The sequence below is a fragment of the Limnomicrobium aquaticum genome (genome assembly GCF_040545545.1).
Classification (GTDB): domain Bacteria; phylum Pseudomonadota; class Alphaproteobacteria; order Rhizobiales; family Rhizobiaceae; genus Ensifer_A; species Ensifer_A aquaticum.
In genome coordinates this window covers 519,214-545,442 of sequence record NZ_JBEPMB010000001.1, presented here as the reverse complement: position 1 = coordinate 545,442, position 26,229 = coordinate 519,214, and the positions used below count along the sequence as shown (strand labels likewise).

Below are 26,229 nucleotides of genomic sequence, written 5' to 3'. Positions count from 1 at the left end.
GGACGCCGCTCGCCTTGGGGCAAACTCTAACGCTATGCGCGTTGAAATTTGATGAGCGGAAGTGGTTAACCCGCCATTTCACTCTTGATAAGTGTGCCAAGCCGGGAAATGCCGGTCTCGATAGCGTCATCCGAAGCGCAGGAGAACGACAGACGGATCGTGTTCTCGCCCGTTCCGTCCGCATGGAAAGCCTTGCCCGGCACGAAGGCGATACGATGGTCGCGAACCGCTTTCGCCAGCAGCGAAGCACCGTCGAAGCCCTTGGGCAACGTGACCCACACGAACATCCCGCCTTCTGGCTTCGTCCATTCGACGCCAACCGGCATGTATTTCGTCATCGCTTCCAGCATGCGGTCGCGGCGGTGGCTATAGGTCTTGCGGATCTTCTCGACCTGGGCGTCGAAGATCTTATGCGCGACCTTGCCCATGACGACCTGGTTGACCGTCGAGGAATGCAGGTCGGAGGCCTGCTTGACCAGGACGAGCTTGCGAATGACGTCCTGCGCGGCAACGATGTAACCGAGGCGAAGGCCGGGTGCGAGCGTCTTGGAGAAGGAGCCGCAATAGAGCGTGCGCGTCTTGTCGATATCGCCGCCATTGCGCTCGATGTCGAGCGCAAGGATCGGCTTGACCGTCTCGCCGCTGTAGCGAAGCTGCTGATAGGCCGCATCTTCGACGACCGCAATGTCCAATGCTTCAGCGAGGTTCAGAATGTTCTCGCGGCCCGCGCGCGGGATCGTTTCACCCGACGGGTTTGAGAATTCCGGTACGCAGTAGGCGAACTTGACGCGACCGCCGCCCTGCGCCGCCTTCTCCGCATAGGTCGAAGGCTCTCGATTGGTCATCGGGTCGAGCTTGTCGTAGTTAGGCTCATAGGCGTTGAACGCGCCGAGCGCACCCATATACGTCGGCCAGGTGACGAGCGCCGTATCCTTCGGCGACAGCAAGACCTTGCCGATGTAGTCGAGACCCTGCTGGGAGCCCGAGACGATGAAGATATTGTCCGGCGCGCAGGGAATGCCCAGCTTGCCCATCTCGCCGACCAGCCATTCCCGCAGCGGCTTGTAGCCTTCGGAAACCGAATATTGCAGCGCCGGCACCGCGTCCGGCCCGGTCAGAACCTCGGCATAGGCCTTGGAAAACTCTTCCGCCGGAAACAGGGCCGCATCGGGAATGCCGCCGGCAAAGGAAATGATGTCGGGCTGCTCGAGGAGTTTCAAAAGCTCGCGGATTTCGGACGCCTTCATGCGGCTCGCGCGTGAAGCGAAGATCTTTTCCCATTCCATGGTGGTTCATCCCGTCGATTTGTTATGCACCAAGGTAACCATGATGCGCAGTTTATGTCAACAATGCTGACCTATTTAAATAGTCGGCCTTAGCGAATCTTAAGACTGTGAACCTAATCTCAGGCCGACCCGTCGCCAATGCCCCTGCCCCGCCCTTCCATGAAGGGCCAACACCGCTCAGTCAGATGTCCGATCGCTTGCGCACATTGTCCAACCTGCCGCCCTTACCGCAAACCGCTCGGGCGCTTCTGGCGGCCTTTCCACTGGTTGCTCTTGGCGCGCTTCTCTATGGCGCCTGGAACCTCGGCCCCTGGTTCGACGAATTCTGGAGCCGCTATTTCGCCGACCCTTCGGTAGACCTTCGTGCGGCCTTCGAGACAAAATGGGCGCTCGACGTTCATCCGCCGCTCTTTTCGTTCCTCGCCTGGGGCGCAGGCAATCTCGGCCTGCCACGCACGCTCGAGGCGGGGCGCATGCTCAACCTGATACCGCTCTTTGCATCAGCCATATTTCTGGTTGCCTTCTGGCGGCTGAACCGCAAGGAGGGGCCGTTTCTGGCGACATTTCTGCCGGCGGCCGTAGCGCTTGTCCAGTTCCTGGCTGTGTTTGCCGAGTTTCGGTCCTATTTCGCAGGCTTTGCCGCCTTCATCGTCCTGCTGGTCTGCCTCAAGCGGCTGGACCGGCAATCCGAAGAACCGCTGGACGGTCAAAATCGAGTCTTCGTCTGGTCGGGACAGGTGACAAGCCTGTTTTTCTGCCTGAACCTTCATTTCGTCTTTGCCCTGCTGGCCATTGCCCTGGTGGGCACGTTCGCCATCGGGGCACTGGTGCGCGGCGACCGCCGGCTGTTCGTTGCCCATTTCCTCAGCGGCTTTATCTGCTGCCTGCCGCTGGCGGCGACGACTCTCCTGCAATGGACCTATCTGTCTTCGATCTCCAAGGACTTCTGGCTCAAGACGACGCCCGTCGCAGCGCTCGGAATACTCATGCAATCCGTTCTGTCGCCCGTCGCCCAGAGCACGATCATGAGCCTCGCCTGGCTCGGCGCGCTCGGCCTCCGCGTCATCTCCAGAGAGAACAACAGGGCAGACGATCGCTACGCCGCCGTCCTCGCCGCCTCATTGATCGCCGCAGCAGCCATCATTTTCGCCTACACGGCTGTCACCGGAGCACTGACGGGACGCTATCTCATCCCCGTCTGCATGATCGTCGTGGCCGGAATGGCCGCCGTGACTGCCAAAACCGTGAGCATTCACGCTCTCATGCGGGCGCTCTTCCTCCTCGCCTGCATGGCCGCGATCGTGCAGACTGCACTGGAGGCAGCGCGCGAACCACAATGGAACGAAGCGGCAAGTTTTGTTGCCGAGAGGCAGAAGGCCTGCCCCGGCGCCCGCATAGTCCCCATGCGGGCCACGCTTCAGGATGGAACCGCCAATGTCGAGGCGAATTACACCATGGCCTACGCCTATCTGGCAGACCGATGGCACATGACCGTCGGTCCGCTCGACACAATGCCTGTAGCCCCGCGCGATCCCGCCTGCCCCGATTATTTCTGGGCCGACAACCAGTTTGCGGGCAAGCGGCCGGAACCGGTCTTGCAGGCGGAACTACTGCGCCGCTTCCCCCAGATCGACGGCTGCACCATCCAGACTCACATCTTCAGATCCGATGCAGCGGTCTTTGAGGTGTCCGGCGATCCCCCTCGATGCAAACGCTGATCTCGCCCCATAGAAACTGCACAAAGTTTCCCGGCAAAATCAGAGTTGATGCAGCCTGAGCACACGCCCGGTAACGCTCAAATGCGAATACGCAAATATCTCCGTTGCAAAGCATGGCGGGCTCCTTATCGTCCCACGAGGAGACGCTGACGATGGACGATTTCACAGTGGCAGTGGAAGATTTGGCACCCGCAACGGAAACGCCTCTTGATCGCCCGATATGGGCAGCTCTCTCAGGTCCGCAAATGGGCCTCTCGATCGGCACGGACCGCGCGCGCGCCTATCCTGCCGAAATTGGCCCGCTCGCTGCCGTTTGCAACGACACGCCGGAGGCGCTCGCCGACCTCGCACGCCTTGTCGCAGCGCGGCAAACGCTCGTTCTCCTGCAGGCGGGCAAGCCTCCTGTTCCCCAAGGTTGCAGGGTGGAAATGACGGCCGATGCCGTCCAGATGATTGCAACTGGCAGCACGGATTTGCCAGATTCAGGCCCAGGTCCCAGCGAAATCGTCGCTCTTCGAGATGAAGACGCAGCGGAAATGCTGGCCCTTGCCAAACTGACTGCGCCCGGCCCCTTTGCCGCACGCACCCACACGCTCGGTCAGTTTTACGGTATTCGCATCGACGGACGTCTGGCCGCCATGGCAGGTCAACGCATGCGCTTTGCGGGCTACGGCGAGATGTCTGGCGTTTGCACCCATCCTGATTTTCGCGGCCTGGGTCTGGCAATGCACCTGAGCGCAAAAGTCATCAACATCATACGGGGACGCGGCGAGCAACCGTTCCTTCACGTCCGAGCCCGGAATACCAACGCCATAAGGGTCTACGAACGGCTCGGCTTCACGATCAGGCAAGCCTTCACTGTCATGCAACTGGTCCCCGAAAACAAACAAGGCGGCGCCGAAGCACCGCCTTGGTAATACAATTGTTCTTGCCGATCCCCGCATCGCCGAAGGCGTGCGCCCAGATGACCGGGATCGGCAAGCCTCTTAGTTGCGGGCCTTGTCGGCCAGCTTGTTCTTGCCGATCCCCGCATCGCCGAAGGCGTGCAATCAAGATGACCGGGATCGGCAAGCCAATGTTAGTTGCGAGCCTTGTCGACCAGCTTGTTCTTGCCGATCCAGGGCATCATGGCGCGGAGCTTTTCGCCGACTTGTTCGATCGGATGCTCGTCGTTGAGGCGGCGGGTTGCCTTGAAGCGGGCAGCGCCCGAATGCCATTCCTGCATCCACTCGGAGGTGAACTTGCCGGACTGGATGTCCTTGAGGACGCGCTTCATTTCGGCCTTCGTTTCAGCCGTGATGATGCGCGGACCCGTGGCGTATTCGCCCCACTCGGCCGTGTTGGAGATCGAGTAGTTCATGTTGGCGATGCCGCCTTCATAGATCAGGTCGACGATGAGCTTCACTTCGTGCAGGCACTCGAAATAGGCCATTTCCGGAGCGTAACCAGCTTCGGTCAGAGTTTCGAAGCCGGCGCGGATCAGTTCGACGAGACCGCCGCACAGCACGACCTGTTCGCCGAAGAGGTCGGTTTCGCATTCTTCGCGGAAGTTGGTTTCGATGATGCCCGAACGGCCGCCGCCGACGCCGCATGCGTAGGAGAGTGCGAGTTCAAGCGCATTGCCCGAAGCATTGTGGTGAACGGCAACCAGGCACGGCACGCCGCCGCCCTTCTGGTATTCGCCGCGAACCGTGTGGCCGGGGCCCTTCGGTGCGATCATGACGACATCGACGGTCTTCTTCGGCTCGATGAGGCCGAAGTGAACGTTGAGGCCGTGCGCGAAGGCAATCGCTGCACCGTCGCGGATGTTCGGCGCGATGTCGGCCTTGTAGATACCGGCCTGCAGTTCGTCCGGCGTTGCCATCATGAGAAGGTCGGCCCAGGCAGCAGCTTCGGCCACCGTCATGACCTTGAAGCCATCCGCTTCAGCCTTGGCTGCCGTCGGCGAGCCGGCCTTGAGCGCGATTGCGACATTCTGAGCGCCGGAATCCTTCAGGTTCAGCGCATGGGCGCGGCCCTGCGAACCGTAACCGACGATGACAACTTTCTTGGACTTGATGAGGTTGAGATCGGCATCCCGATCGTAATAAACGCGCATGTCTGGTTCCTTCCCTTGATGAATGCGTCTGTCTGTTGCGGCAAGAATTCACGCATGCCTGATGCGCGGCTCTTCCCATTTGTTCGCGGCTCCGTAAAGGCGCAGGAAGGCGTCAATCGCCCGCTCCGCCCTGGACCCGAGTTCCTTGCGCGCCGTCTCCGGGGAAACGCCCAGCAACATGCGCACATGAAGATCGCTGACGGCCAGACCGTATAATGTCTCGTAGGCCTCGCCGCCATCGGAAAAATCGAGAAGTCCCGAACGCCGTCCGGCTTCCAGCAGCGCCATCGCGCGCTTGCCGATCGGCCCCCGCCCGCGCTCCAGCATCAGCCGCCCGAGCTTGCCGCCGCCAGCACCCGCCTGCCCAATCGAAAGGCGGTTGAGCGCCAGCGACACCTCACCCGACAGAACTTCGTCCAGATCGCGAATGAAGGTCAGCAAATGCGCGCGCAGTTCCTCACGCGTCAGCTTGCTGCCGGTAGGCTCATAGGTGCGGACCTTGGACGCCTGATAGGCGATCATCGCGGCCAGCAGTCCGTCGCGGTCGCCAAACCACTTATAGAGGCTTTCCTTGGAGCAATTGGCTGCACGCGCCACGCCGGCCGTCGTCAAAGCCTTCTCGCCACCCTCGACAAGAAGGCGCAATGCCTCTTCCAGAACGGCGCTCTGGCGCGGGGAAAACTGGTCCTGCTCCGGCTTGCTCATGTCCAACCTCATCTAGTACCGTACGGTACGGTTCTTCTCTAGATGAGCTTTGTGAGGATTTCAAGGAAAAAATCAGAGCCGCACAACGCCAGCAATTTATTTGACTCAGTCCACTAATTAGATCACGCTCGAAACATTCCTCTAACAGACTCCACCGGAGACCCAGATGCCTTCAGTGAGAACGACAGACGCCGTTCGTGCGTTCAGCCGCTTCTACACCGCCCGCCTCGGTGTCGTTGGTCCGACCTATCTCGGAACGAACTATACATTGAGCGACGCGCGGGTGATCTTCGAACTCCACACGCGCGAAAAGACCCGAGCGGCCGATCTGGTCCGCGACTTGTCCATCGACCCGGCCTATCTCAGCCGGATCGTCTCCCGTTTCGCAAGCGACGGTCTCCTCGAAGCAAGCCCTGACCCGGACGACCGTCGCAGCAGGCTGCTCGCGCTGACGGCTTCCGGAATGAAGGAGGCGGAACGTCTCACCGCCCTTTCGCGCAACGAAGTGGGAGCGATGCTTGACGGCCTGTCAGCCGCGGAAGCGGCGGCTCTTGAAACGGCACTGAACACGGTCGAGCGCTATCTTTCACCGAGGGACCGGAACAAGTCCGCTTACACGCTGAGAGGTCATCGGGCCGGCGACATGGGCTGGATCGTCGAATCTCAGGCTGCGTTCTATGTGCGCGAATACGGCTGGAACGACCGTTTCGAGTCCATGGTCGCCGGGCTCGCCGGCAGCTTGCTGGCCGACTTCAACGCCGCGCGCGAGCGCGTCTGGATCGCCGAACGCGACGGCGCGCGTATCGGCTCCATCGTTCTGGCAGATGGAGGCGAGCAGGTCGGCAAGCTGCGCCTGCTCTATGTGGACGAGGCCGCGCGGTGTCTGGGCCTCGGCAGCCGGCTTGTTGATGAATGCATCGCCTTCGCCATCTCCGTCGGCTATCGGAAGATCAGTCTCTGGACCAATGATAACCTCACGGCCGCCCGCAGCCTGTATGCGCGAAAAGGCTTCACGGTGACGGACCGGGCGGCGCATACGATGTTCGGGCCGCAGCTAATCGGCGAAACCTGGGAACTCAACCTTTCTGGGAACAGCATTGCAGCGTCTTGATCGGCCAGCGACTTTGTGATCGAAAATTGTCCATCCGCGCAGACATCGCGCGGCTTGCGAGGATTTTTCATGAAGACGCTGCTGATTTCCGGGTTTATCGCTGCCACCTGCCTGATCTCCACCGAGACATTCGCCGGCGGACCATTGACGCGCTGTGGCTGGGTTTCCAATCCAACACCCGGCAACTGGTATCTTTCCGACGGCGATGGAGACTGGACGCTGGCCACGGAGGGCAGCGACGAAGAGGCCGTGGGCATGGACCTCATCGGCGATATCAGCGCCGGCGATTACGTAGCCACGAATGGCGCGCATGGCTATGCCTGCGGCTGCATGCAGGTGCGCGACGACCCGTCCAGCATGCGCATTCTCGAGGTTTTCAGTTTCCGTCAGTCGCGCATCTCCAAATGCGCCAGGGATCCGAACCTGCCGTCTCCGAACTGATTTCAACACACTGAAAACCGATCGCTTCAAAATGAAACAGGTCTTTCTAATATTGTGAGACAAGTTGAAAAACTTCCTTATAGATTTGGGAGTAAGCCAGTCCCGTTGTTTGGCACCCGAGGTCGGCCTCGCGTGTCGGAACAGATCGATTGAGGCACTCGTTTGACAACAGCAACCCTCCTGCTCGCAGTGATGCTCGCGCTCGGTTTGATCGCCTGCGCAGCCGCATTCCGGTCGCCTCGTGCACCGGGCAAGCATGCGTTCATTCTTGCTGTCGTGTGTGCTCTCTGGTGGACGGCGATGGTGCTGCTTCGCTTCGGCGCAACCAGCTTGCCGGACAAGGTGATGTTCAGCGAACTGGCCTGGTTCGGCATCGTCGGGGCGCCGATGTTCTGGGCCGCCGGCATCCTGAGTTATTCGGGCTTTCGCAGGCTGGGAACATTGCAGGCCCTTGTGGCAATTGCATGCTATTCCGCCCTGGCCGGCCTTGCGGCGCTCACCAATGACCGGCATCACGCTCTCTACACGGGCATCGTCAATGTCCAGCGCCCGACATTCTCTCATGGCTGGCTTTTTCATATCCTGCTGACGGTCACTTACGTCTTCATGATCTGGGCATGTGTCACCGCCGCAAGCCGCCTGCAGCTGTCACAGGCGATCCACCGCCGTCAACTCCTGGGTCTTGTCGCGGCCATGCTTCTGCCATGGGTCGCCAATTTCGCTTTCGTCTTCTTTGAATTCCGCATCTTCAACGACGATCCGACACCCTTTGCCTTCAGCCTCACCTCGCTGGCCATGCTGATGATGCAGGAGCATGGGAAACTTTTCGTCGCCCCGCCCATCGCACGCGACGTCATCTTCAACGTTTTGCCCGATCCCGTGATCGTGGTCGATGGCGACGCGCGTGTTCTGGAGGCCAACCCTGCGGCCTGGACCTTGCCCGGACTGGCGGAAGGCTCCGTCGGCACCATCCTCCCGCCCGGCCATCCGCTGCGGGCATGGCTGGACCGTGACAATCATGCAGCCGCCCCCCTGTTGACGATCGGCGAAACGCAGACGACGTATGAGGTATCTGTACAGCGGCTGGAGAAATGGGGCCGCGACGGCTCGATCATGGTCGTGCTGCGCGACGTCACCGCACGCGAAGCCGCCCAGCAGCAGTTGGCGGCCGCCTCGCGCGACCTGGTGGTTCGCCTCAACGAAAACCTCGCGCTGCAGAAAAAGCTGGTGGAGGAAGCCGCCAGAGACCATTTGACCGGCCTCTACAATCGTCGCCATGCCAGCAAGATCATACCCGATTGCATCGACACACACGGGCCGGCCCAGCCCCTCGCCTTCGCGCTGATCGATCTTGACCATTTCAAGCAGGTGAACGATCGCTTCGGCCATGACGCGGGAGACAATGTCCTCATCGCCTTCGCTGAGATATTGCGAAACAGAATGCCCCCGGAAGGCTGCGCGTTCCGCTTCGGTGGTGAAGAATTTCTGATCGCCATACCCGGCATCAGCGAAACCGAAATGCTCTCACTGACGCAAACCTGGCGCTGCTTGCTGGCCGAGGAAGGCGCAAGGCTGACCCCCGGCTTCCAGCTGACATTCTCCTGCGGCGTCGCCGTCTTCCCGCGCGACGGCCAGTCGCTGGGCGACTGTTCGAAGGCGGCCGACGTTGCGCTGTACGAAGCAAAAGTCGCCGGCAGGAATCGTGATGTCGTCTGGCGCGACAAAAGCAGCCATCTGCACATCGCCTCGTGACGTGCTCCCTTGCGGGATCAGAGGCGACCGTCGGTCATTCGGCGTAATTGACCGGCAGCGCAAGACCTGATTTCAGGATTTCCATCGAGATCGATGCGGACACATCGAACAGAGATATCTGCCGAACAATCTGCTTGTAGACCGTATCGTAATGCTCTGCGCTTGGGAGAACGATTTTCAGGATGTAATCGACGGAACCGGTCACCCGATGCGCCTCGACAATCTCGGGAATGGCGGAAATCACCCGCCGAAATTCGTCAATCCAGCCGTCATTATGCGTCGCGGTCTTGATCAGCGCAAAGACCGTTGTCGGTACGCCCATCTTGCGGCGATCCAGGACGGCGACCCGGCGAGCGACATAGCCCCCCTCCTCAAGCCGCTGAATGCGCCGTGAACAGGCAGAGATCGACAGGCTGACCTCATCTGCAATGGCCGCCACCGACAACCCGGCATCCTCCTGCAAAAGCCGCAATATCTTCCTGTCGCGATCGTCGAGCATCATTCGCCTCCTTGAGCCAGATCAAGGCGCACCGGGGTTGCGCGCTGTAATAGCAGCACCGAAAATAATTGCACGGTTTCAACCGAATCGCAAAATCTTTGCAAACAATTCGCCCTGCGCCTCGGGCATATTTGCACCATCCTACGCAAACGCGCAATTTGAGGGACTTAAGATGAAGAAGATCGGCGTCATCGGCGGCATGAGCTTTGAAAGCACCGCAATTTACTACCGGATGATCAACGAGCAGGTCCGAACCGAACTCGGCGGTCTTTCTTCGGCCGACATGCTGGTTCATTCCGTCAACTTCGCCGAGATCGTCGCCCTGCAGAAGGCCGGCGACTGGGCAGAAGCCGCCGAGCGTCTGGCGAAGTCCGCTGCCAATCTCGAAAAGGCAGGCGCCGGCTGCATCCTGATCGCCACCAACACCATGCACAAGGTCGCCGACGAAGTCGCCCGCCACATTCATATTCCGCTTATCAATATCATCGACGTGACCGCCGACGCGCTGAAGGCCAAGCACGCGAAGAAGCCTCTGTTGCTGGCCACCCGCTACACGATGGAAGACGGCTTCTATGCCGAGCGCATGGCACGCCATGGTCTCTCGCTGGTGACTCCCGATCATCTCGGCCGTGTCATCATGCACGACGTGATCTTCAACGAACTCTGCGCCGGTCACATCTCGGATGCCTCGCGCAAGCGTGTCATCGAAATCATCGAGAAGGCCCATGATGCCGGCGCCGACAGCGTCATCCTCGGCTGCACGGAAATCTGCATGCTGATCGAACCGTCGATGAGCCCGCTCCCGACCTTCGACTCGACCGCAATCCATGCTGCAGCAGCCGTCGAGTTCTCGCTCGCTGGAATGCGCGCCGAGATGGTCGAAGCAGCCTGAAAACCGACCACCGGAAATCTCGGAAGGCCGCCGGCACGCCCGGCGGCCTTTTTCGTGCCGCGCCTTTGACCGTCTGGAAAAAAGCTGTTGCGCCGGCGTCATAATGCTGGAGTAATGCGGCCCTGTCCGCATCCGGCCTGCATCCTGTTCGTGGCGCGGACCGATCGAAACATGATCTGGAGGTGATTGACGATGAGACGATTTTCCAAGCTGGCTGGCGCATTCCTGGGCGCAACGATACTCTGTTCGGCAGCCCTGACGGCCGCTCGGGCCGAGACGGTCAAGATCACCTTCCTGGGCGTCGGTGACGTCTACAATTTCGACGGCGGAAAGACGCGTGGGGGGCTCGCCCGCATGAACGCGGTCGCCAAGGCCGAAAAGGCTGCCAACCCGAACACGGTCTATGTGTTTGACGGCGACATGCTTTCGCCCTCGCTGCTGTCCGGCCTCGACAAGGGCCAGAACATGATCGACCTGACGAATATTGTGCCCTTCGATCTGGCCGTTCCCGGCAACCACGAATTCGACTTCGGCACGCAGAACTTCCTCGCCAAGATGAAGGCCTCGAAATATCCCTGGGCGGCCATCAACATCACCGCTGCCGATGGCAAGCCGATCGAGGGCCTGGGTGGCGTGACGATGAAGGACGTCGCCGGCGTGAAGATCGCCCTGATCCCTGTCGCGCAGGATACCTCGCCGGAAGTCGCAACAACGGACGACTGGAAGTTCGAATCGAGCATCGAGACTGCGGTGACGGCGGCCAAGAAAGCCCGCAAGGACGGCGCCGATCTGGTCGTCGGAGTGGTGCAGACGCCGCATTCCCAGGACCAGCTGATGCTCGCCTCCAAGGCGTTCGACGTGATCCTTTCGGGCGACGACCACGACATCGTGATGCAGTATAACGGCATCACCGCCTATATCGACACGTCCATAGACGCCAACTACATGATCCCGCTCGATCTGAATGTCACGGTCGAGGAAAAAGAAGGCAAGCGCAAGGTCACCTGGGAACCGCTCTTCCGCTTCATCGACACGGCAACCGTCAAGCCTGACCCGGAAACGCAGGCCAAGGTAGATGAGTTCAAGCAGGAACTCTCCAAGGAGCTTGATGTATCCGTCGGCAAGTCGGAAGTCGCCCTCGACAGCCGCCGCAACATGGTCCGCACGCAGGAAACGACCATGGGCAACCTGATCGCCGACGCGCTGAAGGAAGCAACCGGCGCGGACGCCACGATCATCAATGGAGGCGGCATACGCGGCGACAAGCAATATGCCGCCAATATCGACGTCACCCGCAAGGATGTGCTGAGCGAGCTGCCGTTTGGCAACAAGACGGTCCTGGTGGAACTGACCGGCAAGCAGATCCTCGACGGCCTGGAAAACGGTTTCTCGCAGATCGAGGATGGCGCGGGCCGCTTCCCGCAGGTCTCCGGCATGAAGATCGTCGCCGATGCGAAGGCGCCGAAGGGCAAGCGCGTGGTCTCCGTTACCATCGCCGACAAGCCGCTTGACCCGGCCGCAACGTACAAGATCGCGACGAACGACTACATGCTGACCGGCGGCGACGGCTACACGGCCTTTACCGGTGGCAAGGTGCTGGTCGATGCCAACAACGGCAAGCTGATGGCCAATGACGTGATGGTCTACATCCGCAAGGTCGGCACGGTGAAGACCGGCGTCGAAGGCCGCATCACCTTCAAGCAGTAAGCGCAGCTAACGCAAAACACAGGGAAGCCGCCGAAGGCAACTTCGGCGGCTTCTTTGTTTTGACGATGTGCGTGGACGAAGATCAGATCGCCTCGCCGCAGGCACGGCGATAGCGCCGCACCGTCTCGGCCATGCCGTAGACCAGCGCATCCGCCGTCAATCCATGACCGATGGAGACTTCCGCCAGCATGGGTATATGCCGGGCCAGAAGCGGCAGGTTATCGACCGTCAGATCGTGACCGGCATTGACACCGAGGCCGAGTTCGGCGGCCAGGGCTGCCGTTTGGCCGAGTTCGCCGGCAATCTTCTCAGCCGTGGCGGGATCGTCGAAACAACCGCCGTAAGGCCCCGTATAGAGCTCGATGCGATCGGCACCCACGTCGCGGGCGATCTTCAGCGCCTGGCGATCCGGTACGCCATCGGCAAACAGCGACACCCGGAACCCACCGTCCTTCAGACGACGGCAGACCGTCGTCAGCCGGTCCCGGTTTGCGCGAAAGTCCCAGCCATGGTCGGACGTCGCCTGACTTGGGTCATCGGGCACCAGTGTCACCTGCTCCGGCTGATGCTTTTCGACAAGCTCGAGAAAATCATCGGTCGGATAGCCTTCGATATTGAACTCGGCCTTCGGAAACTCGTCATCGATCAGCGCACGAAGCGCCGGCACGTCACCGAAGCGGATGTGCCGCTGGTCGGGACGTGGGTGGACCGTCAGACCATGCGCTCCGGCCTCAAGGGCCAGTCGCCCCACCCCGGTGACGCTTGGCCACGGCAGATCGCGGCGGTTTCGCAGCATTGCGATGGCATTCAGGTTCACCGAAAGCTTGGCAGTCATGGGCATTTCATCCATTCAATCACAACGAAAATCCGAGGCGGACCATATCGGACTGCGAATTTCCGCGCCAGACGCAATCGATTGATGACCCATCTCGCGGATTCATGCTTCCGTGCTGCCAAATGGCAATTCGGATCGTTTTGCCGGAATTACACGGTTTTCGGTTATTACGTGAAATGCAGGTCCGCAAGGCACAGAACACTCCCTCCGCGCATTGCGCAAAGGGTCGAGATAGTTATTCTCAGGCTGCGAGATGGCGGGACCTGATGTCGCTTGAGACGGCGATGTGACGATTATGGAAATATATTTGGAATAAAATATGGCGACTCCATACCAAGTATTTCGATATTCGAAACATTTGCCGGTCTCTGGCAACGACTGACTGAAAGCGGGAACATTCATGTCAGACGGCAGAAAAGAAACAGTGCGGAGCCCGGCTGCCCCGGGTAAACCCGTTGCGAAACCCGTTGATCGGATTGGCTTTTTACCCGATATCGAATTGCCGGCAAGCCTTCCTGCACACGGCATCGGCATTGCCGAAATGGCAAACGCTTTCGGCGTAACCCACCGCACGCTCCATTTCTACGAAGAGAAGAACCTGATAGCGGCCAGCCGCAACGGCCTCATGCGCGTCTACGACCGCAAGCAGGCCGCGCGCATGGCGATCATCAACGCCTGCCGCGAAATCGGCATGCCGGTCGCCGTCATCCAGGAAATGATGGAGGCGCTTGACCGCGCGCATAGCCAGGAAGATGCAGATAACCTCTTCCTTCAGGCCCTTGAGACACGCCGCCGCGAACTCATGGCCGAGCAATCCACCATGCTTCGCCAGATGCACCGCATCAATGACCTGATCGAGCAGGCGGCGGGCATACCCGACAATGCCAACGACAATTTCGAAGCGTCGGACTTCGAGCCGCGCGAACTGCACTGCCTCGCGCTGATGTCGGAAGGCTATGCGCCTGCCCGCCTCTCCCGCGCACTCGGCCTCGGCCTTGCCGAGATTGCGGCTCTGGAAAATTCCATCATCCGCAAGTTCGGCGCGAACAACCGCTTTCAGGCAGTCGCAAAAGCCGTGCTGCTGGGCATCATCAAATGATCATCTGACAATGGTCAGCCGCTCGGCCGCCCGCGTGATCGCGGTATAGAGCCAGCGCTCCCGCGTATCGCGGAACGCCCAGCTCTCGTCGAACAGCACGACATTGTTCCACTGCGACCCTTGAGACTTATGCACGGTCAGCGCGTAGCCGTAGTCGAACTCGTCATAGCGCTTGCGCGTCTGCCACGGAATTTCCGTCTCGATATCCTCGAACGCGGCTTTCAGCAGTTTAATCTTGGCCGCACCGCGATCCATGTCGTCGTCTTCCGGCTTGACCAGAAGATTGATCCCCGGCTTCACCGTTTCGCGCGACGAACTCATCACCTGCCAGAGCGATCCGTTGAGCAGGCCCTTGGCGGGATCATTGCGAAGACACACCAGCTTGTCGCCGGCCTGCGGATAATCGGCCGTGAAGCCTTTCAATTCGCGCAGCCGCTGATTATAGCGCCGCCGCGTCTTGTTGGTGCCGACGAGAACCTGATCGGCCTCCAGCACCAGATCCTGCGTCACCTCGTTGCGCGAAATCACCTGCGCCGTGCCCCAGTCGCCCTGCATGATCTCCTTGCCCTCGCGCACATGCATGGCAAGTTCGATGATTGGGTTGTCGCGCGCCTGTCGGTGGATGTCGGTCAGCAGATAGTCCGGCTCCGCATCGGTGAAATAGCCACCACCCGTCACCGGCGGCAGCTGGCCGGGATCGCCGAGGACGAGAATGGGCGTTCCGAAGCTCATCAGATCGCGCCCCAGCGCCTCGTCCACCATCGAACATTCGTCGACGATAATGAGGGCAGCCTTGGCAACCGGGCTCTGGCGGTTGATGGCGAACATAGGCGCAATCGAGGTCTTGCCCGTCTCCTCGTCCTCCACCGCCTCCTCGCCGCGCGGACGATAGATCAGCGAATGGATGGTCTTGGCATTCGAAGCACCCTTGGAGCGCAGCACCTGCGCGGCCTTGCCGGTAAAGGCGGCAAAGAGAACATCGCCGTCCACATGCTCGGCAAAATGCCGCGCCAGCGTCGTCTTGCCCGTGCCGGCATAGCCAAACAGTCGAAAAAGTGGCGACCGGCCCTCTTTCAGCCAGCGCGAAACGGCCTTCAGGGCCTCATCCTGTTGCGGTGCAAATTCCATGGGACCCGGCATGGCAGGATTCGAGGCAGGAAGGCAAGAACAAAACGTGGCCGGCAACAATGCGCCGAAGCAAGGCGCGATCATCAGCCGCGCTTGGTTTGTGCCCCGCACCGACATAGGGTTGCATCATGAACATCCTGATTCTGGGCGCAACCGGCTTCATCGGTTCGCATATCGCCGCAAAGCTAGCTGCCGAAGGCCACGCAGTCACCGGCCTTGGCCGCGACACCGCGCGCCTTGCCGCCCGCATGCCGCAGATTTCCTGGGTGCGCGCCGACCTCGGCCAGCTTCTGTCCGCCGAAAGCTGGCAGAACCTGCTGCGAGGTCAGGATGTGGTCGTCAATTGCGCCGGCGCGCTGCAGGACGGCCCGAGCGACAATCTGAGGAACGTGCAGACCCGCGCGCAGCTCGCCCTCCATGCTGCTGCCAAGGCCGCCGGCATCAAGCTGATCGTCCAGATTTCCGCAGACACGGCCGGACCCTCGGGCGAAACCGAATTCCTCGCCACCAAACGGGCAGCCGATGAGGCACTGGCCGCCAGCGGATTGCCATGTGTCATCCTGCGTCCTGCCCTTGTCATCGGTCGCAACGCCTTTGGCGGCACGGCGCTCCTGCGGGCGCTTGCAGCGCTTCCCATGGTGCACCCGCTGGTCCACGCTGAAAGCCCGGTTTCAACGGTGACGCTGGATGACGTTGCCAAAGCTGTTTCGCTGGCTATTTCGGGAGACATTCGCAACGGCTCCGACCTGACGCTTGGGCAGCACGGCGGAACATTGGCCACAACCGTGGCCGAGCATCGCGCTTGGCTCGGCCTGCCGCCCGCCCCGGTCATCAACCTTCCGGCCTTCGCGGCAGCACCAGTGTCGGCGATCGCCGATGCCCTGGGCTGGCTCGGCTGGCGCTCGCCTCTGCGATCCACCGCCATGCAGGTCATGCGTCATGGCGTCGGTTCTGGCGAAGACGAGCCGCCCTTCCCGCCCGAACCCGCATCCGACTTCCTCGCCCGCAACCCGGCAGGCGTTCAGGACCTGTGGTTCGCACGGCTCTATTTGCTGAAGCCACTGATCTTCTTCTGCCTTTCGGCCTTCTGGCTCGTCTCGGGGATCGTGCCGCTTCTCGATCCTTTGCGCGCTGCAGGTCATTTCGCGCCTTTTATGGGCCAAACGGCAGCGCTGGCCCTCACCTTGTTGACCTGTCTCATGGATATCGCCCTTGGTCTCGCCGTGCTCTATCGCCCCAAGACCCGCCTCGCGCTCTGGGGCATGATCGGCGTCACCTTCGGCTATCTCGCCGGCTCCATCGTCGCGGAACCCGCGCTCTGGCTCGACCCGCTCGGGCCCATGGTCAAGACCCTGCCTTCTCTGGTGCTGACGCTTGCGGCCCTCGCCATTCTGGATGAACGCTGATGGAAATCGACCTCGATTCAATCCTCCTCTTCCTGCATGTCATCGGTGCCACCGTACTTCTCGGCACAGGTGCCGGCATCGCCTTCTTCATGGTCATCGCGAACGGGACGCGCAACGCGACGCTGATTGCCCATGTCGCCTCCAGCGTCGTGCTGGCAGATTTCCTCTTCACTGCGACCGCCGTCGTCCTGCAGCCCATGACCGGCGTGGCACTAGCACTGCGCACCGGCTGGCCTCTCGGCGAAGGCTGGATCTTCTATTCGCTCGTCCTTTACGTCATCGCCGGGATATTCTGGCTGCCGGTTGTCCGTTTCCAGATGCAGATGCGCAATCTCGCCAGGCAGGCAGCCGTCGAAAAGACCGCCCTACCCGCGCCTTACCACCGCCTCTACCGAATCTGGTTCGCCTGCGGCTTCCCGGCCTTTGCAGCCGTTTTGGCCATCATCTGGCTGATGCTGACCAAGCCGGATCTCGGCCGATTATTCTAACCGAACTTTTTTCAAATGCCGGGAATAAACCCCACCGCTGAATTGTCTTACTCCCGTCCGCAGCCTCGAGACGGCTCGCGAGGACCTGAACCCTGGGAGAACACCATGAAGACGAGACTGATCCTGACGCTTCTCTTTACCGCCGGCGCCTCCATCGCCTATGCTCAGCCGACAACCACCGTGAAGACGGACAAGGGTGAGGTTCTGGCGGGCGAGAACGGCATGACGCTTTACACCTTCAAGAACGACAAGAAGGGCGTGTCCAACTGCTACGAAGCCTGCGCGCAGAACTGGCCGCCCTATATGGCAGCCGCCGGCGCGAAGGCCGAAGGCGCCTATTCGATCGTCGACCGCAAGGACGGCGGCAAGCAATGGGCCAAGGATGGCATGCCGCTCTATTTCTGGGTTAAGGACACCAAGAAGGGCGACACGACCGGCGATGGCGTGAAGGGCGTCTGGGATGTCGCGAAGCCCTGAGCCAAACAAGGGCCTGCACAATGAAAGGGGCTCCGGTGATGCGGGAGCCCCAAGCTTCGAGCGCGGCATGCTGGACCTCATGCCGTCGCTGCGCCGCTACGCGCGGTCGCTCACCCGTTCCGATGCCGATGGCGAAGATCTGCTGCAGGACAGTCTGGAACGGGCACTGGTCAAGCGCGGCCAATGGTCGGGCGGCAGCCTCAAGGGCTGGGCCTTTTCGATCATGACCAATCTTTACCGCAACGAGACGCTGCGCGCCGCCCGCCGCCGCAGCCTGCCGCTCGAAGAGGCGGAAACCATTGCCTCGGCCCTGCCCCCACCCGGCGACCCGCTGGAACAGCGCCGGCTCGCCGCAGCGATCGACAGTCTCGCGCCGGATTTCCGCGCTGTGCTGATGCTGGTCGTTGTCGAAAGCATGAGCTATCGCGAGGTGGCGAACCTCTTGCAAATCCCCGAAGGCACCGTGATGTCGCGCCTTGCCCGCGCCCGCGCGCAGATCGCCCGCTTTCTCGATACCGATAATGTCATACCCATGCGGAGAAGCGAATGAACGACGCTCTCAACCCCGTGACCGAAAATGACCTCCATGCCTATGCCGACGGCCAAATGGCAGCGGAAGAGGTGGCGCGTGTCGAGGCCTGGCTTGCCCAGCGTCCGGAAGACGCCACCCGCGTCGCCGCATGGCGGAGCCAAAACGAGACGATCAGGGATATGTTCGCACCCTATGCCAGAACGCAACCCGACGATGCCGCCCGCCTGAAGACGCCGCCGCAGAGGTCTCTAATCGACCGGCTGCCGATGCGCGCCGCCGCTGCCGTCCTGCTCTTCGCGCTCGGCACGGCAACCGGCCTTGGCCTTCCCTCGCTGCTCGGCAGCACGGCAACTGCCACGCCGATCTTCGAACAGGCGAGCGACGCCTACACGATCTACGCCCGAGAGGTCCGCCATCCAGTGGAAGTCTGGGCGGGAGAGAAGGACCACCTCGTCGCCTGGCTCGGCAAGCGTCTGGGCGAGAAGATCGTCGCCCCTGATCTCGCCTCGACAGGGTACAAACTGGTGGGCGGTCGTCTCGTGCCGGTCGATGGCGTTGCCGGCGCGCTTCTGATGTACGAGGACCAGAGCGGCAAGCGCCTCACCCTGCTTCTCGGCCGGACAGCGAAAAAGTCCGAAACAGCCTTTCAGTTCGCCTCCGAGGGCTCGGTGGAAACGCTATACTGGATGGATAACGGTCTTGCCTATGCGGTCAGCGGCGAGGTCAGCCGGGAGGCGCTGCGCGCTGTCGCCGATCTCTGCTATCGGCAATTCCAGCCGGCCTGAAGTCTCCTCACCTCAGCATCGGCCAGAGGCTTAAGACCAGCAGCACAGCCATGGTGATGTTGAACACCCTGAGCCGACGCGGGTCGGCGAGCCAGCCTTTCAACCCCGTGCCAAAACCGGCCCATGCGGACGTGCAGAAAATGCCGACAGCCATGAAGGCGAAGACAATGAGGAATGAATCGCGAATGTACGCATCGGGCGCCTGATAGGCCGCAACCGCCCCGCCCGCCATGACCCAGGCCTTGGGATTGACCGCCTGAAACAGTGCGGCTTGCATCAAAGTCATGGGCCGCGCCTCCGCATCGCCCTTCGCCTCGGCGAGACTGCGCGTCGTGGCGATATGCCAAGCGATCCATAACAAATACCCGCCGCCCAGAACCTTCAGCACGAGGTAAAGCCGCGGCTCCGCCGAAAACAGCGCCCCAAGCCCCAGCCCCACGGCCAGGATCAACAGCGCGAAGCCCACTTCGATCCCCAGAATATGCGGGATCGTCCGCCGGAACCCGAAATTCACGCCCGAGGTCAGCAACATCATATTGTTCGGCCCAGGTGTGACCGAAGATGAGAAGGCAAAAACAAGCAGCGCCAGAAACGTTTGATAGGACATGTTACCTCCGAATTTTATGTCAGCAGTACTGACCTATTTTTCCGAAGGCGGCAATGTCTTCATTGTGAGGGTGACAAGATTGGATCGATACTTCTAGCATCACAGAATTCGACCAAATCTCGGATTTTCGCCTAAGTGGACGCGTTGCACGACGGAGTAAACTTCCAGTCCCATTGTTCATCTCGCTCGGTCGGATGGTCTACTTTACTCCCGGCGTTCGGACCGCTGATTACCCTAATTTTTTGTGGTACGAACTTTCCGGTCTTTTCGTAAGTCGCCATGAGATTGGTAATGTGTCGACAATTAAAAACGTCAACATATTCGACTTTTCCTATCAGAAATAACCTGTGTGTATCATAGTCGGCGATAAGTTTACGTTCTTGTTCAGGAAACGGGCCGACCAGAATGTGTGTAATCTGTTCGGAGTTGCCGCCTACGTGAATATCAGAGTGAGGGACATTGCCGTAATTAATCTCAATCGTGTGATCTGTACCAAGCTCGTAAACCTTAGAAAGGACGAAAACATTCATTTGAATTGTGATGTTCTTGGCCGGCGTTTGACCTGTATTACGGATTTTTACGTCGATTACATGCTTAGTATAGGCTGACGCTGGACTACCGAAGGCTTGGGGATCAAGAGCGAGATAGGCTCTGACCTGCGCTTCTCCTATACGACGGGTTTCTGCAACTGAATCGTGCGCAGCATCGGCACTTCTTTTGGTTTCATCGGCTGCTTTTTTAGCAAATACCGCAGCAGCTGCCGCCGCAACCAACGTGAGAAACCCGATGAGCGTCCCACCTATGCTGACGAAATAAGATCTTCTTGCCCAATCTACGGAGGCCTTCGCAGCATCTGCGGCCTTCCATTGAGCACACAAATCGGAACTACGATTATCCTCGTTCTCCCGACAAGGAGCGTGACCGACGATCTCTGCGCTAGACGCACGCGAGAAAGGCGGAAATGGAATCTCCAGAACAATGCCTGACTGACTCTCAGATGCTGAGATTGCCCCACGCGACGTAAACGCTACTAAGAAAAGGCAGCATACGGCCGAGAAAAACAAATGGCGCCACGACATCTGGACTAATCCAATAATGTTAATTTCATTCACACATCTAGCACTCTCGCGGAAGTTGAAGAAGCCTTTAAATGCGCTTAGTGAACCTAACTTCGGACGTTAGCACTCCGCTGGCACACGATAGACACGCCGCACAATTACGTTTATATCAACCTATAAACACAAGGAGGAGAGATACTATGACCACCGTCACCCAACATCTGTGGTTCGAAAAGGGCATGCGCGAGGCGCTTTCGACCTATGTCGGCCTGATCCCCGGCTCAGCGATCGAGTGGATCACGCCCATCCCCGGCGACACGCCATCCGGTCCCGCCGGCAGCGTCCAGATTGCCGGCTTCCATCTCGGCGACCAGCGTTACATGGCCATTGAAGCCGGCCCGCTCGACAGCTTCAACCATTCCTTCTCCATTCTCGTGTCCTGCGACGATCAGGCCCAGATCGACCATCTGTGGGAGAAGCTGGGCGAAGGCGGCTCCTACGAGCCCTGCGGCTGGCTGCGCGACCGCTGGGGTCTCTCCTGGCAGATCTCGGCCAAGCGCCTTGGCGGGTTGATGATGGGTCCGGACCCTGAAACGGCCAAACGCGTGACTCAGGCGATGCTCAAGATGAGCAAGATCGACATCGCCGGCCTCGAACGCGCCGCCGCCGGCTGAACGGAGGAACCCAAATGCAGGAAATCGTTCTCTACACCTATGACTGGGTCCCTGAACCGCCCCGCGGCTTTGTTCGCGATCTGCGCCTTCGCTGGGCGCTGGAAGAGGCCGGTCTGCCCTATCGCGTCGCCTCCGTGTCCTTCAAGGAGCGAGGGCCTGATCACATCGCGCACCAGCCCTTCGGCCAGATTCCCTGGCTGACGGATGGCGAACTCTCGATCTTCGAAAGCGGCGCCATGCTGCTCCACGTCGCCGAAAAGAGCGAGGCGCTGATGCCGGGAGATACCAGGGGCCGCAGTGAAGTGCGCGAATGGCTCTTTGCCGCGCTCGCCTCCGTCGAGGCGGCCACGCAGCCCTGGTCGATCATGAAGTTCAGCGGCTTCGACGGCGACAACCCCGCATGGCCGTTCTTCGACAATTTCGTCGATCTGCGGCTGAAGCGCATGGAAGCGGTATTGTCGGAGCACGAATGGCTCGTGGCCACGCGTTTCACAGTCGCCGATATCCTGATGGCGGACGTGCTCCGCCTTATGGACCGCTTCGGCAAGCTCGCCGAGTACCCCGCCTGCAAGGCCTATGTCACCCGCGCCACCGCCCGCCCCGCCTTCATCAAGGCGCATGCGGATCAGCTGGCACATTTCGCGGCGGCGGATTGAATTCCGGAGCCCTGCCAGACGGTCGCAGGTCTTAAGGCTTTGGGTCGGGCCGAAATCAGCCCGACCTTTCTTGTTGAACTCGGCCGCATTCGAGAACTCAGCCGTAATGCGCCGCATCCAGATCGACAAGGAGCGATGGTCCAGTCGGCGTCCATCCCAGCTTTTCCCGCGTGATCACGCTCGACGCCGGAAAATCCAGGCCTGCAAATGCACCCATCCAGCCGAAATGCTCCGCCGCCTTGTCCGGCGTGATCGAGGCAACCGGCAGATTCATCCCGCGCCCCAAGGCCTCCGCAATGGCTTTCGCGCTGATGCCTTCCTCGCCGACCGCATGATAGCGCGCGCCCCGCTCCGCCCGCTCGATCGCCAGCCGATAGAGCCGGGCGACATCGGAGAGATGACCGGCAGGCCAGCGGTTTGCCCCCTCGCCCACATAGCCCGAGACGCCCTTCTCACGGGCGATCTCGATCAGCGGCGCAATCAGCCCCTGCCGCCGCGTGTCGTGAACCTGCGGCAGGCGCACGACCGAAACATTGACACCACGGGCCAGCAGCGCTTCCGCCGCCTGTTCGGAGGCAACGCGCGGGTTGGGGTGATCGAAATTCGTCACATCCTCGCGGGCAATCTCACCATGATGGCCGCTGCCGAGCCCCGTTCCGGATGTAATTAGCAGCGGCCTGTTCGAACCCTCCAGCGCCGCGCCCAGCGCAGCAACCACCCGCCGATCCTTCTCGCAATTTTCAACGAAGCGGGAGAAATCATGGTCGAAGGCCAGATGCATCACCGCATCCGCAGCAATAGCCCCCGCGCTCAAGCCATCAGGCTTCTCCAGCGTTCCACGAAACGGCGTCACGCCAGCCTTTTCAAGCGCCACGGCCCCTTCGTCGGAGCGCGTTACGCCAACAACAGTGTGCCCAGCCGCCAGAAGCTCCGGAATGACGGCCGAGCCGATGAAGCCGGTCGCACCGGTCAGAAAAATACGCATTTTGCCTTCTCCTTCGTTTGAGAGAAGCCTTCTATGCGGCTGGCCTTTATGCTGGTAAAGTAGTGACATTATCATGGTATAATAGCTAATCGGATTCACCATGCCCGACGCCGGACAAACCTCGCTCGCAACCTTCCTCAAGGACCGCCGCACCCGCCTCAATCCCGCCGCCCTCGGCTTCGCCGGCCGCCGGCGGACGCCGGGCCTGCGCCGCGAGGAAGTTGCCCAGCGCGCCAATATCAGCACGACCTGGTACACATGGCTGGAACAGGGCCGTGGCGGCGCACCCTCTGCCGATGTGCTGAACCGCATCGCCAAGGCGCTCATGCTGACCGAACCCGAACGCGATCACATGTACATGCTCGCGCTCGGTCGCCTGCCGGAGGTGCGCTACACCTCTTCGGTCGATGGCATCGCCCCACGCTTGCAAAGGGTGCTCGACCGGTTCGAAACCAGCCCCGCCATGATCAAGACCGCGACGTGGCAGATTGTGGGCTGGAATCGCGCCGCAACGCTCGTGATGACCGACTACGCCAAGCTGCCGCCGAACGAGCGCAACGTGCTGCGCTTCCTGTTTGGCAATCCGGAAATCCGCAAGCATCAATACGATTGGGAAGGTCTTGCACGCTTCGCCGTAGGCTCGTTCCGCGCCCATGCGATCCGCGCTGGTGCGGCCTCGGAAGTGGGCGAACTGGTGGAGGAGCTATCCCGCATCAGCCCGGAATTTGCCTCCCTCTGGCGCCAGAACGAGGTGATTGCGGATATGCAGGGCTTCAAACGCATCCGCCATCCGATCCTCGGCGACGTTGAGCTCGAATATTCCAGCTTCGCGGTCGATGGCCGGCCCGATCTCGACATGGTCGTCTACAACCCGGTGGATCGGGACGTCGGGGAGCGTATCAGGACGATGGTGCACGAGGCGCCCGTAACAGCCATGGAAGCAGCCTGATTTTGCCAAGAACATCGCGCGCGGAACGTTCAAACCGAGCCTATTCAGCCGCTCGCGGCTTGAAATCGATCAGCAGCGATTTTAATTCTATCTCGCGCACCCGCCGCGCCGCCTCGACAGGACTCACCCACGCAATCACCCGCTGGCCAAGTTCCTTGAAGCGCTCATGCAGGGTCTCGGCCTCGATCTGGAAGACATCGACGATGCAGGGAACGACCTCACCGCCGTCGAGTTCCTTCAGATAAGTGTAACGTCCAATGGCCCGTTCCAGCACCTTGCCGCGAACGCCCGCCTCCTCGAAAGCCTCGATGGCGGCGGATTCGGCCAGCGTCTTCTTCTTCACCGGCCAGCCCTTGGGGATGATCCAGTTGCGGCTGCCGCGCGAGGTGATGATCAGGACCTCGATTTCCGCGCCACCGTCCTTGTAGCGGAAACAGAGTGCAGCCGTCTGCTGGCGAAAGGAGCCGCTGAAAAGCGTCTCCGGTCGCTTGGCGAGCTGCTGCAAGAGGGATTGCGCCGGCCCAGATGGCTTTGCCTGTGGCTTTTCAGCCTTTTTCTTTGATTTCATCAGAACCGAGATTGTCAAAATTTGGTTTTTGGAGCAATTGCCTGCGGGGATATATGACAGTTTTGTGACAGTGATCACAAACATGCGTCGACTTCAAGACGCTCAAAGGAAGGGCCGCGACCATGATGGGTTTGTTCCGCAAGCTGATGCCAAGGGAAGACAAGTTCTTCGACATGTTCGTCCGGCACTCCAAGACCGTGGTCGGCGCGGCCGAGGCACTCGAACGGCTGCTGAAGGGCGAGGATGTCGAAGGCAATTGTGCCCGCATCGTCGCGCTCGAAAACGACGCAGACGACATCACCCGCGAAGTGCTGCTGGCCGTGCGCCGCAGCTTCATCACGCCTTTCGATCGTGGCGACATCAAGGATCTGATCCAGTCCATGGATGACGCCGTCGACATGATGCACAAGACGGTGAAGACCATCCGCCTCTTCGAGCAGACAAGCTTCGATCCGCTGATGCAGGAGATGGGTCAGGGCATCGTCAAGGCCGCACATCTCATTGCCGAGGCTGTTCCGCTTCTCGACAAGATGGGCGCGAACGCCCACCGCCTCTCCACCATCGCCGAGGAAGTGACGCGCGTCGAGGGCCGCTCCGACGAGTTGCACGAACAGGGCCTGAAAGACCTCTATCGCCGCCACGGCGCGACCGGCAACGCGATGGCCTATATGGTCGGCAGCGAGCTATACGGCAATCTCGAAAAGATCTTCGACCGCTTCGAGGATGTCGCCAACGAGATCAGCGGCATCCTGATCGAGAATGTCTGATGGACGCCTCGCTCGCCCTCCTGCCGCTCGTCGCCCTCATCTCGGTCGCGCTGTTCTTCGACTTTCTGAACGGCCTGCATGACGCGGCAAACTCGATTGCGACGATTGTCTCCACCCGCGTTCTGCGCCCGCAATATGCGGTCGCCTGGGCGGCCTTCTTCAATTTCATCGCCTTTCTGTTCTTCGGCCTGCATGTCGCCAACACGCTCGGAACCGGCATCATCGATCCCGGCATCGTGACGCCGCAGTTGATCTTCGCGGCGCTGATGGGCGCCATCGTCTGGAATATCGTCACCTGGGTCTTCGGCATCCCGTCGAGTTCGTCACATGCACTCGTCGGCGGCCTCGTTGGCGCTGGCTGGGCCAAGGCGGGCTTCCACGCCGTCGTCTGGGGCGGGCTGAACAAGACGATCGCAGCCATCTTCCTGTCGCCGGCCATCGGCTTCCTGCTGGCGCTGGTCCTCATTCTGCTCGTCTCATGGATCTTCGTGCGCCAGACGCCGTTCGCTGTCGACAAGACTTTCCGCTACATGCAATTCGTCTCCGCCTCGCTCTATTCGCTGGGCCATGGCGGTAACGACGCGCAGAAGACGATGGGCATCATCGCCATCCTGCTCTTCAGCCAGGGGCATCTGGGCTCGACCTTCTACGTGCCGCTCTGGGTGGTGCTCTCCTGCCAGTCCGCCATGGCGCTCGGAACGCTTTTCGGTGGCTGGCGTATCGTCCACACGATGGGCTCCAAGATCACGCGGCTGAACCCCATGCAGGGCTTCTGCGCCGAAACCGGCGGCGCACTCACCCTCTTCGGCGCCACATGGCTCGGCATCCCCGTCTCGACCACACACACCATCACCGGCGCCATCGTCGGCGTCGGCGCTGCCCGCCGCGTCTCCGCCGTGCGCTGGGGTCTGGCCGGCAACATCGTGATTGCCTGGATCGTCACCATGCCCGCCGCCGGCGTGATTGCGGCTGTGAGCTATTGGGTGGCGGGGCTGGTCGGATAATC

Annotated in this window: 28 protein-coding genes; 18 read left to right on the top strand and 10 right to left on the bottom strand. The window is 60.7% G+C overall.

The features are described from left to right. Nucleotides 1-65: 65 nt before the first annotated feature. On the bottom strand, nucleotides 66-1,286 hold the full coding sequence (locus ABID16_RS02685; protein ID WP_354554807.1) for an aminotransferase-like domain-containing protein: 1,221 nt from the start codon (nucleotides 1,284-1,286) through the stop codon (nucleotides 66-68). A 185-nt stretch (nucleotides 1,287-1,471) separates the two neighbouring features. Between ABID16_RS02685 and ABID16_RS02680 the strand changes: the two genes are divergently transcribed. Together ABID16_RS02680 and ABID16_RS02675 are read left to right on the top strand one after the other, a co-directional pair. Continuing rightward, nucleotides 1,472-3,004 carry a hypothetical protein gene (locus ABID16_RS02680; RefSeq protein WP_354554806.1) on the top strand — a complete coding sequence of 511 codons (1,533 nt, stop codon included), beginning with the start codon at nucleotides 1,472-1,474 and terminating at the stop codon, nucleotides 3,002-3,004. A gap of 152 nt (nucleotides 3,005-3,156) precedes the next feature. Then, nucleotides 3,157-3,921, top strand: coding sequence for a GNAT family N-acetyltransferase (locus tag ABID16_RS02675; RefSeq protein ID WP_354554805.1), 765 nt, complete (start codon nucleotides 3,157-3,159; stop codon nucleotides 3,919-3,921). A gap of 161 nt (nucleotides 3,922-4,082) precedes the next feature. Here the strand turns inward: ABID16_RS02675 and ilvC are convergent, their stop codons facing one another. Beyond that, nucleotides 4,083-5,102 (bottom strand): ketol-acid reductoisomerase, encoded by a 1,020-nt coding sequence (ilvC, locus tag ABID16_RS02670; protein WP_354554804.1) that lies wholly within the window; start codon nucleotides 5,100-5,102, stop codon nucleotides 4,083-4,085. A gap of 48 nt (nucleotides 5,103-5,150) precedes the next feature. Further along, entirely contained in the window at nucleotides 5,151-5,819 is a 669-nt protein-coding gene (locus ABID16_RS02665; RefSeq protein WP_354554803.1) for a TetR/AcrR family transcriptional regulator, read from the bottom strand. A gap of 154 nt (nucleotides 5,820-5,973) precedes the next feature. On the opposite strand from ABID16_RS02665, the gene ABID16_RS02660 reads away from it, so the two are divergent. The 3 genes from ABID16_RS02660 to ABID16_RS02650 all read left to right on the top strand — a co-directional run bounded on the left by ABID16_RS02660 (nucleotide 5,974) and on the right by ABID16_RS02650 (nucleotide 9,111). Further along, the gene (locus ABID16_RS02660; protein ID WP_354554802.1) at nucleotides 5,974-6,918 is read left to right on the top strand and encodes a bifunctional helix-turn-helix transcriptional regulator/GNAT family N-acetyltransferase; all 945 of its coding nucleotides are present in this window, start codon (nucleotides 5,974-5,976) and stop codon (nucleotides 6,916-6,918) included. A gap of 69 nt (nucleotides 6,919-6,987) precedes the next feature. Next, nucleotides 6,988-7,359: a DUF4087 domain-containing protein gene (locus ABID16_RS02655; RefSeq protein WP_354554801.1), complete on the top strand. Its 372-nt coding sequence runs from the start codon at nucleotides 6,988-6,990 to the stop codon at nucleotides 7,357-7,359. 162 nt (nucleotides 7,360-7,521) lie between these two features. After that, nucleotides 7,522-9,111: a GGDEF domain-containing protein gene (locus tag ABID16_RS02650; protein WP_354554800.1), complete on the top strand. Its 1,590-nt coding sequence runs from the start codon at nucleotides 7,522-7,524 to the stop codon at nucleotides 9,109-9,111. Between the two features lie 34 nt (nucleotides 9,112-9,145). On the opposite strand, the gene ABID16_RS02645 is transcribed toward ABID16_RS02650, so the two are convergent. Beyond that, on the bottom strand, nucleotides 9,146-9,610 hold the full coding sequence (locus ABID16_RS02645; RefSeq protein WP_354554799.1) for an Lrp/AsnC family transcriptional regulator: 465 nt from the start codon (nucleotides 9,608-9,610) through the stop codon (nucleotides 9,146-9,148). Nucleotides 9,611-9,782: 172 nt separating this feature from the next. Between ABID16_RS02645 and ABID16_RS02640 the strand changes: the two genes are divergently transcribed. Next, nucleotides 9,783-10,502: an aspartate/glutamate racemase family protein gene (locus tag ABID16_RS02640; RefSeq protein WP_354554798.1), complete on the top strand. Its 720-nt coding sequence runs from the start codon at nucleotides 9,783-9,785 to the stop codon at nucleotides 10,500-10,502. Nucleotides 10,503-10,694: 192 nt separating this feature from the next. Continuing rightward, on the top strand, nucleotides 10,695-12,209 hold the full coding sequence (locus ABID16_RS02635) for a bifunctional metallophosphatase/5'-nucleotidase (protein ID WP_354554797.1): 1,515 nt from the start codon (nucleotides 10,695-10,697) through the stop codon (nucleotides 12,207-12,209). 82 nt (nucleotides 12,210-12,291) lie between these two features. On the opposite strand, the gene ABID16_RS02630 is transcribed toward ABID16_RS02635, so the two are convergent. Then, nucleotides 12,292-13,044, bottom strand: a complete 753-nt coding sequence (locus tag ABID16_RS02630) for a pyridoxine 5'-phosphate synthase (RefSeq protein ID WP_354554796.1) — start codon at nucleotides 13,042-13,044, stop codon at nucleotides 12,292-12,294. 400 nt (nucleotides 13,045-13,444) lie between these two features. On the opposite strand from ABID16_RS02630, the gene ABID16_RS02625 reads away from it, so the two are divergent. After that, the gene (locus ABID16_RS02625; RefSeq protein ID WP_435532349.1) at nucleotides 13,445-14,143 is read left to right on the top strand and encodes a MerR family transcriptional regulator; all 699 of its coding nucleotides are present in this window, start codon (nucleotides 13,445-13,447) and stop codon (nucleotides 14,141-14,143) included. Here ABID16_RS02625 and ABID16_RS02620 read toward each other — a convergent pair whose 3' ends face one another. Further along, nucleotides 14,144-15,271 carry an ATP-dependent DNA helicase gene (locus ABID16_RS02620; protein WP_109857302.1) on the bottom strand — a complete coding sequence of 376 codons (1,128 nt, stop codon included), beginning with the start codon at nucleotides 15,269-15,271 and terminating at the stop codon, nucleotides 14,144-14,146. A 128-nt stretch (nucleotides 15,272-15,399) separates the two neighbouring features. On the opposite strand from ABID16_RS02620, the gene ABID16_RS02615 reads away from it, so the two are divergent. The 5 genes from ABID16_RS02615 to ABID16_RS02595 all read left to right on the top strand — a co-directional run bounded on the left by ABID16_RS02615 (nucleotide 15,400) and on the right by ABID16_RS02595 (nucleotide 18,959). Further along, nucleotides 15,400-16,677 (top strand): SDR family oxidoreductase, encoded by a 1,278-nt coding sequence (locus ABID16_RS02615; protein ID WP_354554794.1) that lies wholly within the window; start codon nucleotides 15,400-15,402, stop codon nucleotides 16,675-16,677. Beyond that, nucleotides 16,677-17,165 carry a DUF2269 family protein gene (locus tag ABID16_RS02610; RefSeq protein WP_354554793.1) on the top strand — a complete coding sequence of 163 codons (489 nt, stop codon included), beginning with the start codon at nucleotides 16,677-16,679 and terminating at the stop codon, nucleotides 17,163-17,165. The genes ABID16_RS02615 and ABID16_RS02610 overlap by 1 nt, the downstream gene beginning before the upstream one ends. Nucleotides 17,166-17,270: 105 nt before the next feature. Further along, a complete protein-coding gene (locus ABID16_RS02605) occupies nucleotides 17,271-17,642 on the top strand; it encodes a COG4315 family predicted lipoprotein (protein ID WP_354554792.1) in 372 nt (123 codons plus the stop codon). Continuing rightward, nucleotides 17,626-18,192, top strand: a complete 567-nt coding sequence (locus ABID16_RS02600) for an RNA polymerase sigma factor (RefSeq protein ID WP_435532348.1) — start codon at nucleotides 17,626-17,628, stop codon at nucleotides 18,190-18,192. Before ABID16_RS02605 ends, ABID16_RS02600 begins: the two co-directional genes overlap by 17 nt. Continuing rightward, nucleotides 18,189-18,959, top strand: a complete 771-nt coding sequence (locus ABID16_RS02595) for an anti-sigma factor family protein (RefSeq protein ID WP_354554790.1) — start codon at nucleotides 18,189-18,191, stop codon at nucleotides 18,957-18,959. Before ABID16_RS02600 ends, ABID16_RS02595 begins: the two co-directional genes overlap by 4 nt. Before the next feature lie 7 nt (nucleotides 18,960-18,966). Here ABID16_RS02595 and ABID16_RS02590 read toward each other — a convergent pair whose 3' ends face one another. Then, complete coding sequence (locus tag ABID16_RS02590) at nucleotides 18,967-19,566, bottom strand: LysE family translocator (RefSeq protein ID WP_354554789.1); 600 nt, start codon at nucleotides 19,564-19,566, stop codon at nucleotides 18,967-18,969. 131 nt (nucleotides 19,567-19,697) lie between these two features. Then, nucleotides 19,698-20,645 (bottom strand): DUF8453 domain-containing protein, encoded by a 948-nt coding sequence (locus ABID16_RS02585; RefSeq protein WP_354554788.1) that lies wholly within the window; start codon nucleotides 20,643-20,645, stop codon nucleotides 19,698-19,700. Between the two features lie 179 nt (nucleotides 20,646-20,824). Between ABID16_RS02585 and ABID16_RS02580 the strand changes: the two genes are divergently transcribed. Both ABID16_RS02580 and ABID16_RS02575 read left to right on the top strand, forming a co-directional pair. Further along, a complete protein-coding gene (locus tag ABID16_RS02580; RefSeq protein ID WP_354554787.1) occupies nucleotides 20,825-21,298 on the top strand; it encodes a VOC family protein in 474 nt (157 codons plus the stop codon). A 14-nt stretch (nucleotides 21,299-21,312) separates the two neighbouring features. Then, nucleotides 21,313-21,954, top strand: a complete 642-nt coding sequence (locus ABID16_RS02575) for a glutathione S-transferase family protein (RefSeq protein ID WP_354554786.1) — start codon at nucleotides 21,313-21,315, stop codon at nucleotides 21,952-21,954. 97 nt (nucleotides 21,955-22,051) lie between these two features. On the opposite strand, the gene ABID16_RS02570 is transcribed toward ABID16_RS02575, so the two are convergent. Continuing rightward, the gene (locus ABID16_RS02570; RefSeq protein WP_354554785.1) at nucleotides 22,052-22,939 is read right to left on the bottom strand and encodes an SDR family oxidoreductase; all 888 of its coding nucleotides are present in this window, start codon (nucleotides 22,937-22,939) and stop codon (nucleotides 22,052-22,054) included. Nucleotides 22,940-23,039: 100 nt separating this feature from the next. On the opposite strand from ABID16_RS02570, the gene ABID16_RS02565 reads away from it, so the two are divergent. After that, complete coding sequence (locus ABID16_RS02565) at nucleotides 23,040-23,888, top strand: helix-turn-helix transcriptional regulator (protein WP_354554784.1); 849 nt, start codon at nucleotides 23,040-23,042, stop codon at nucleotides 23,886-23,888. Between the two features lie 40 nt (nucleotides 23,889-23,928). On the opposite strand, the gene ABID16_RS02560 is transcribed toward ABID16_RS02565, so the two are convergent. Further along, entirely contained in the window at nucleotides 23,929-24,456 is a 528-nt protein-coding gene (locus tag ABID16_RS02560) for an NUDIX hydrolase (RefSeq protein WP_354554783.1), read from the bottom strand. A gap of 122 nt (nucleotides 24,457-24,578) precedes the next feature. Between ABID16_RS02560 and ABID16_RS02555 the strand changes: the two genes are divergently transcribed. Together ABID16_RS02555 and ABID16_RS02550 are read left to right on the top strand one after the other, a co-directional pair. Beyond that, nucleotides 24,579-25,223: a DUF47 family protein gene (locus ABID16_RS02555; protein WP_354554782.1), complete on the top strand. Its 645-nt coding sequence runs from the start codon at nucleotides 24,579-24,581 to the stop codon at nucleotides 25,221-25,223. Beyond that, the gene (locus ABID16_RS02550; RefSeq protein ID WP_354554781.1) at nucleotides 25,223-26,227 is read left to right on the top strand and encodes an inorganic phosphate transporter; all 1,005 of its coding nucleotides are present in this window, start codon (nucleotides 25,223-25,225) and stop codon (nucleotides 26,225-26,227) included. The genes ABID16_RS02555 and ABID16_RS02550 overlap by 1 nt, the downstream gene beginning before the upstream one ends. Nucleotides 26,228-26,229 lie beyond the last annotated feature (2 nt).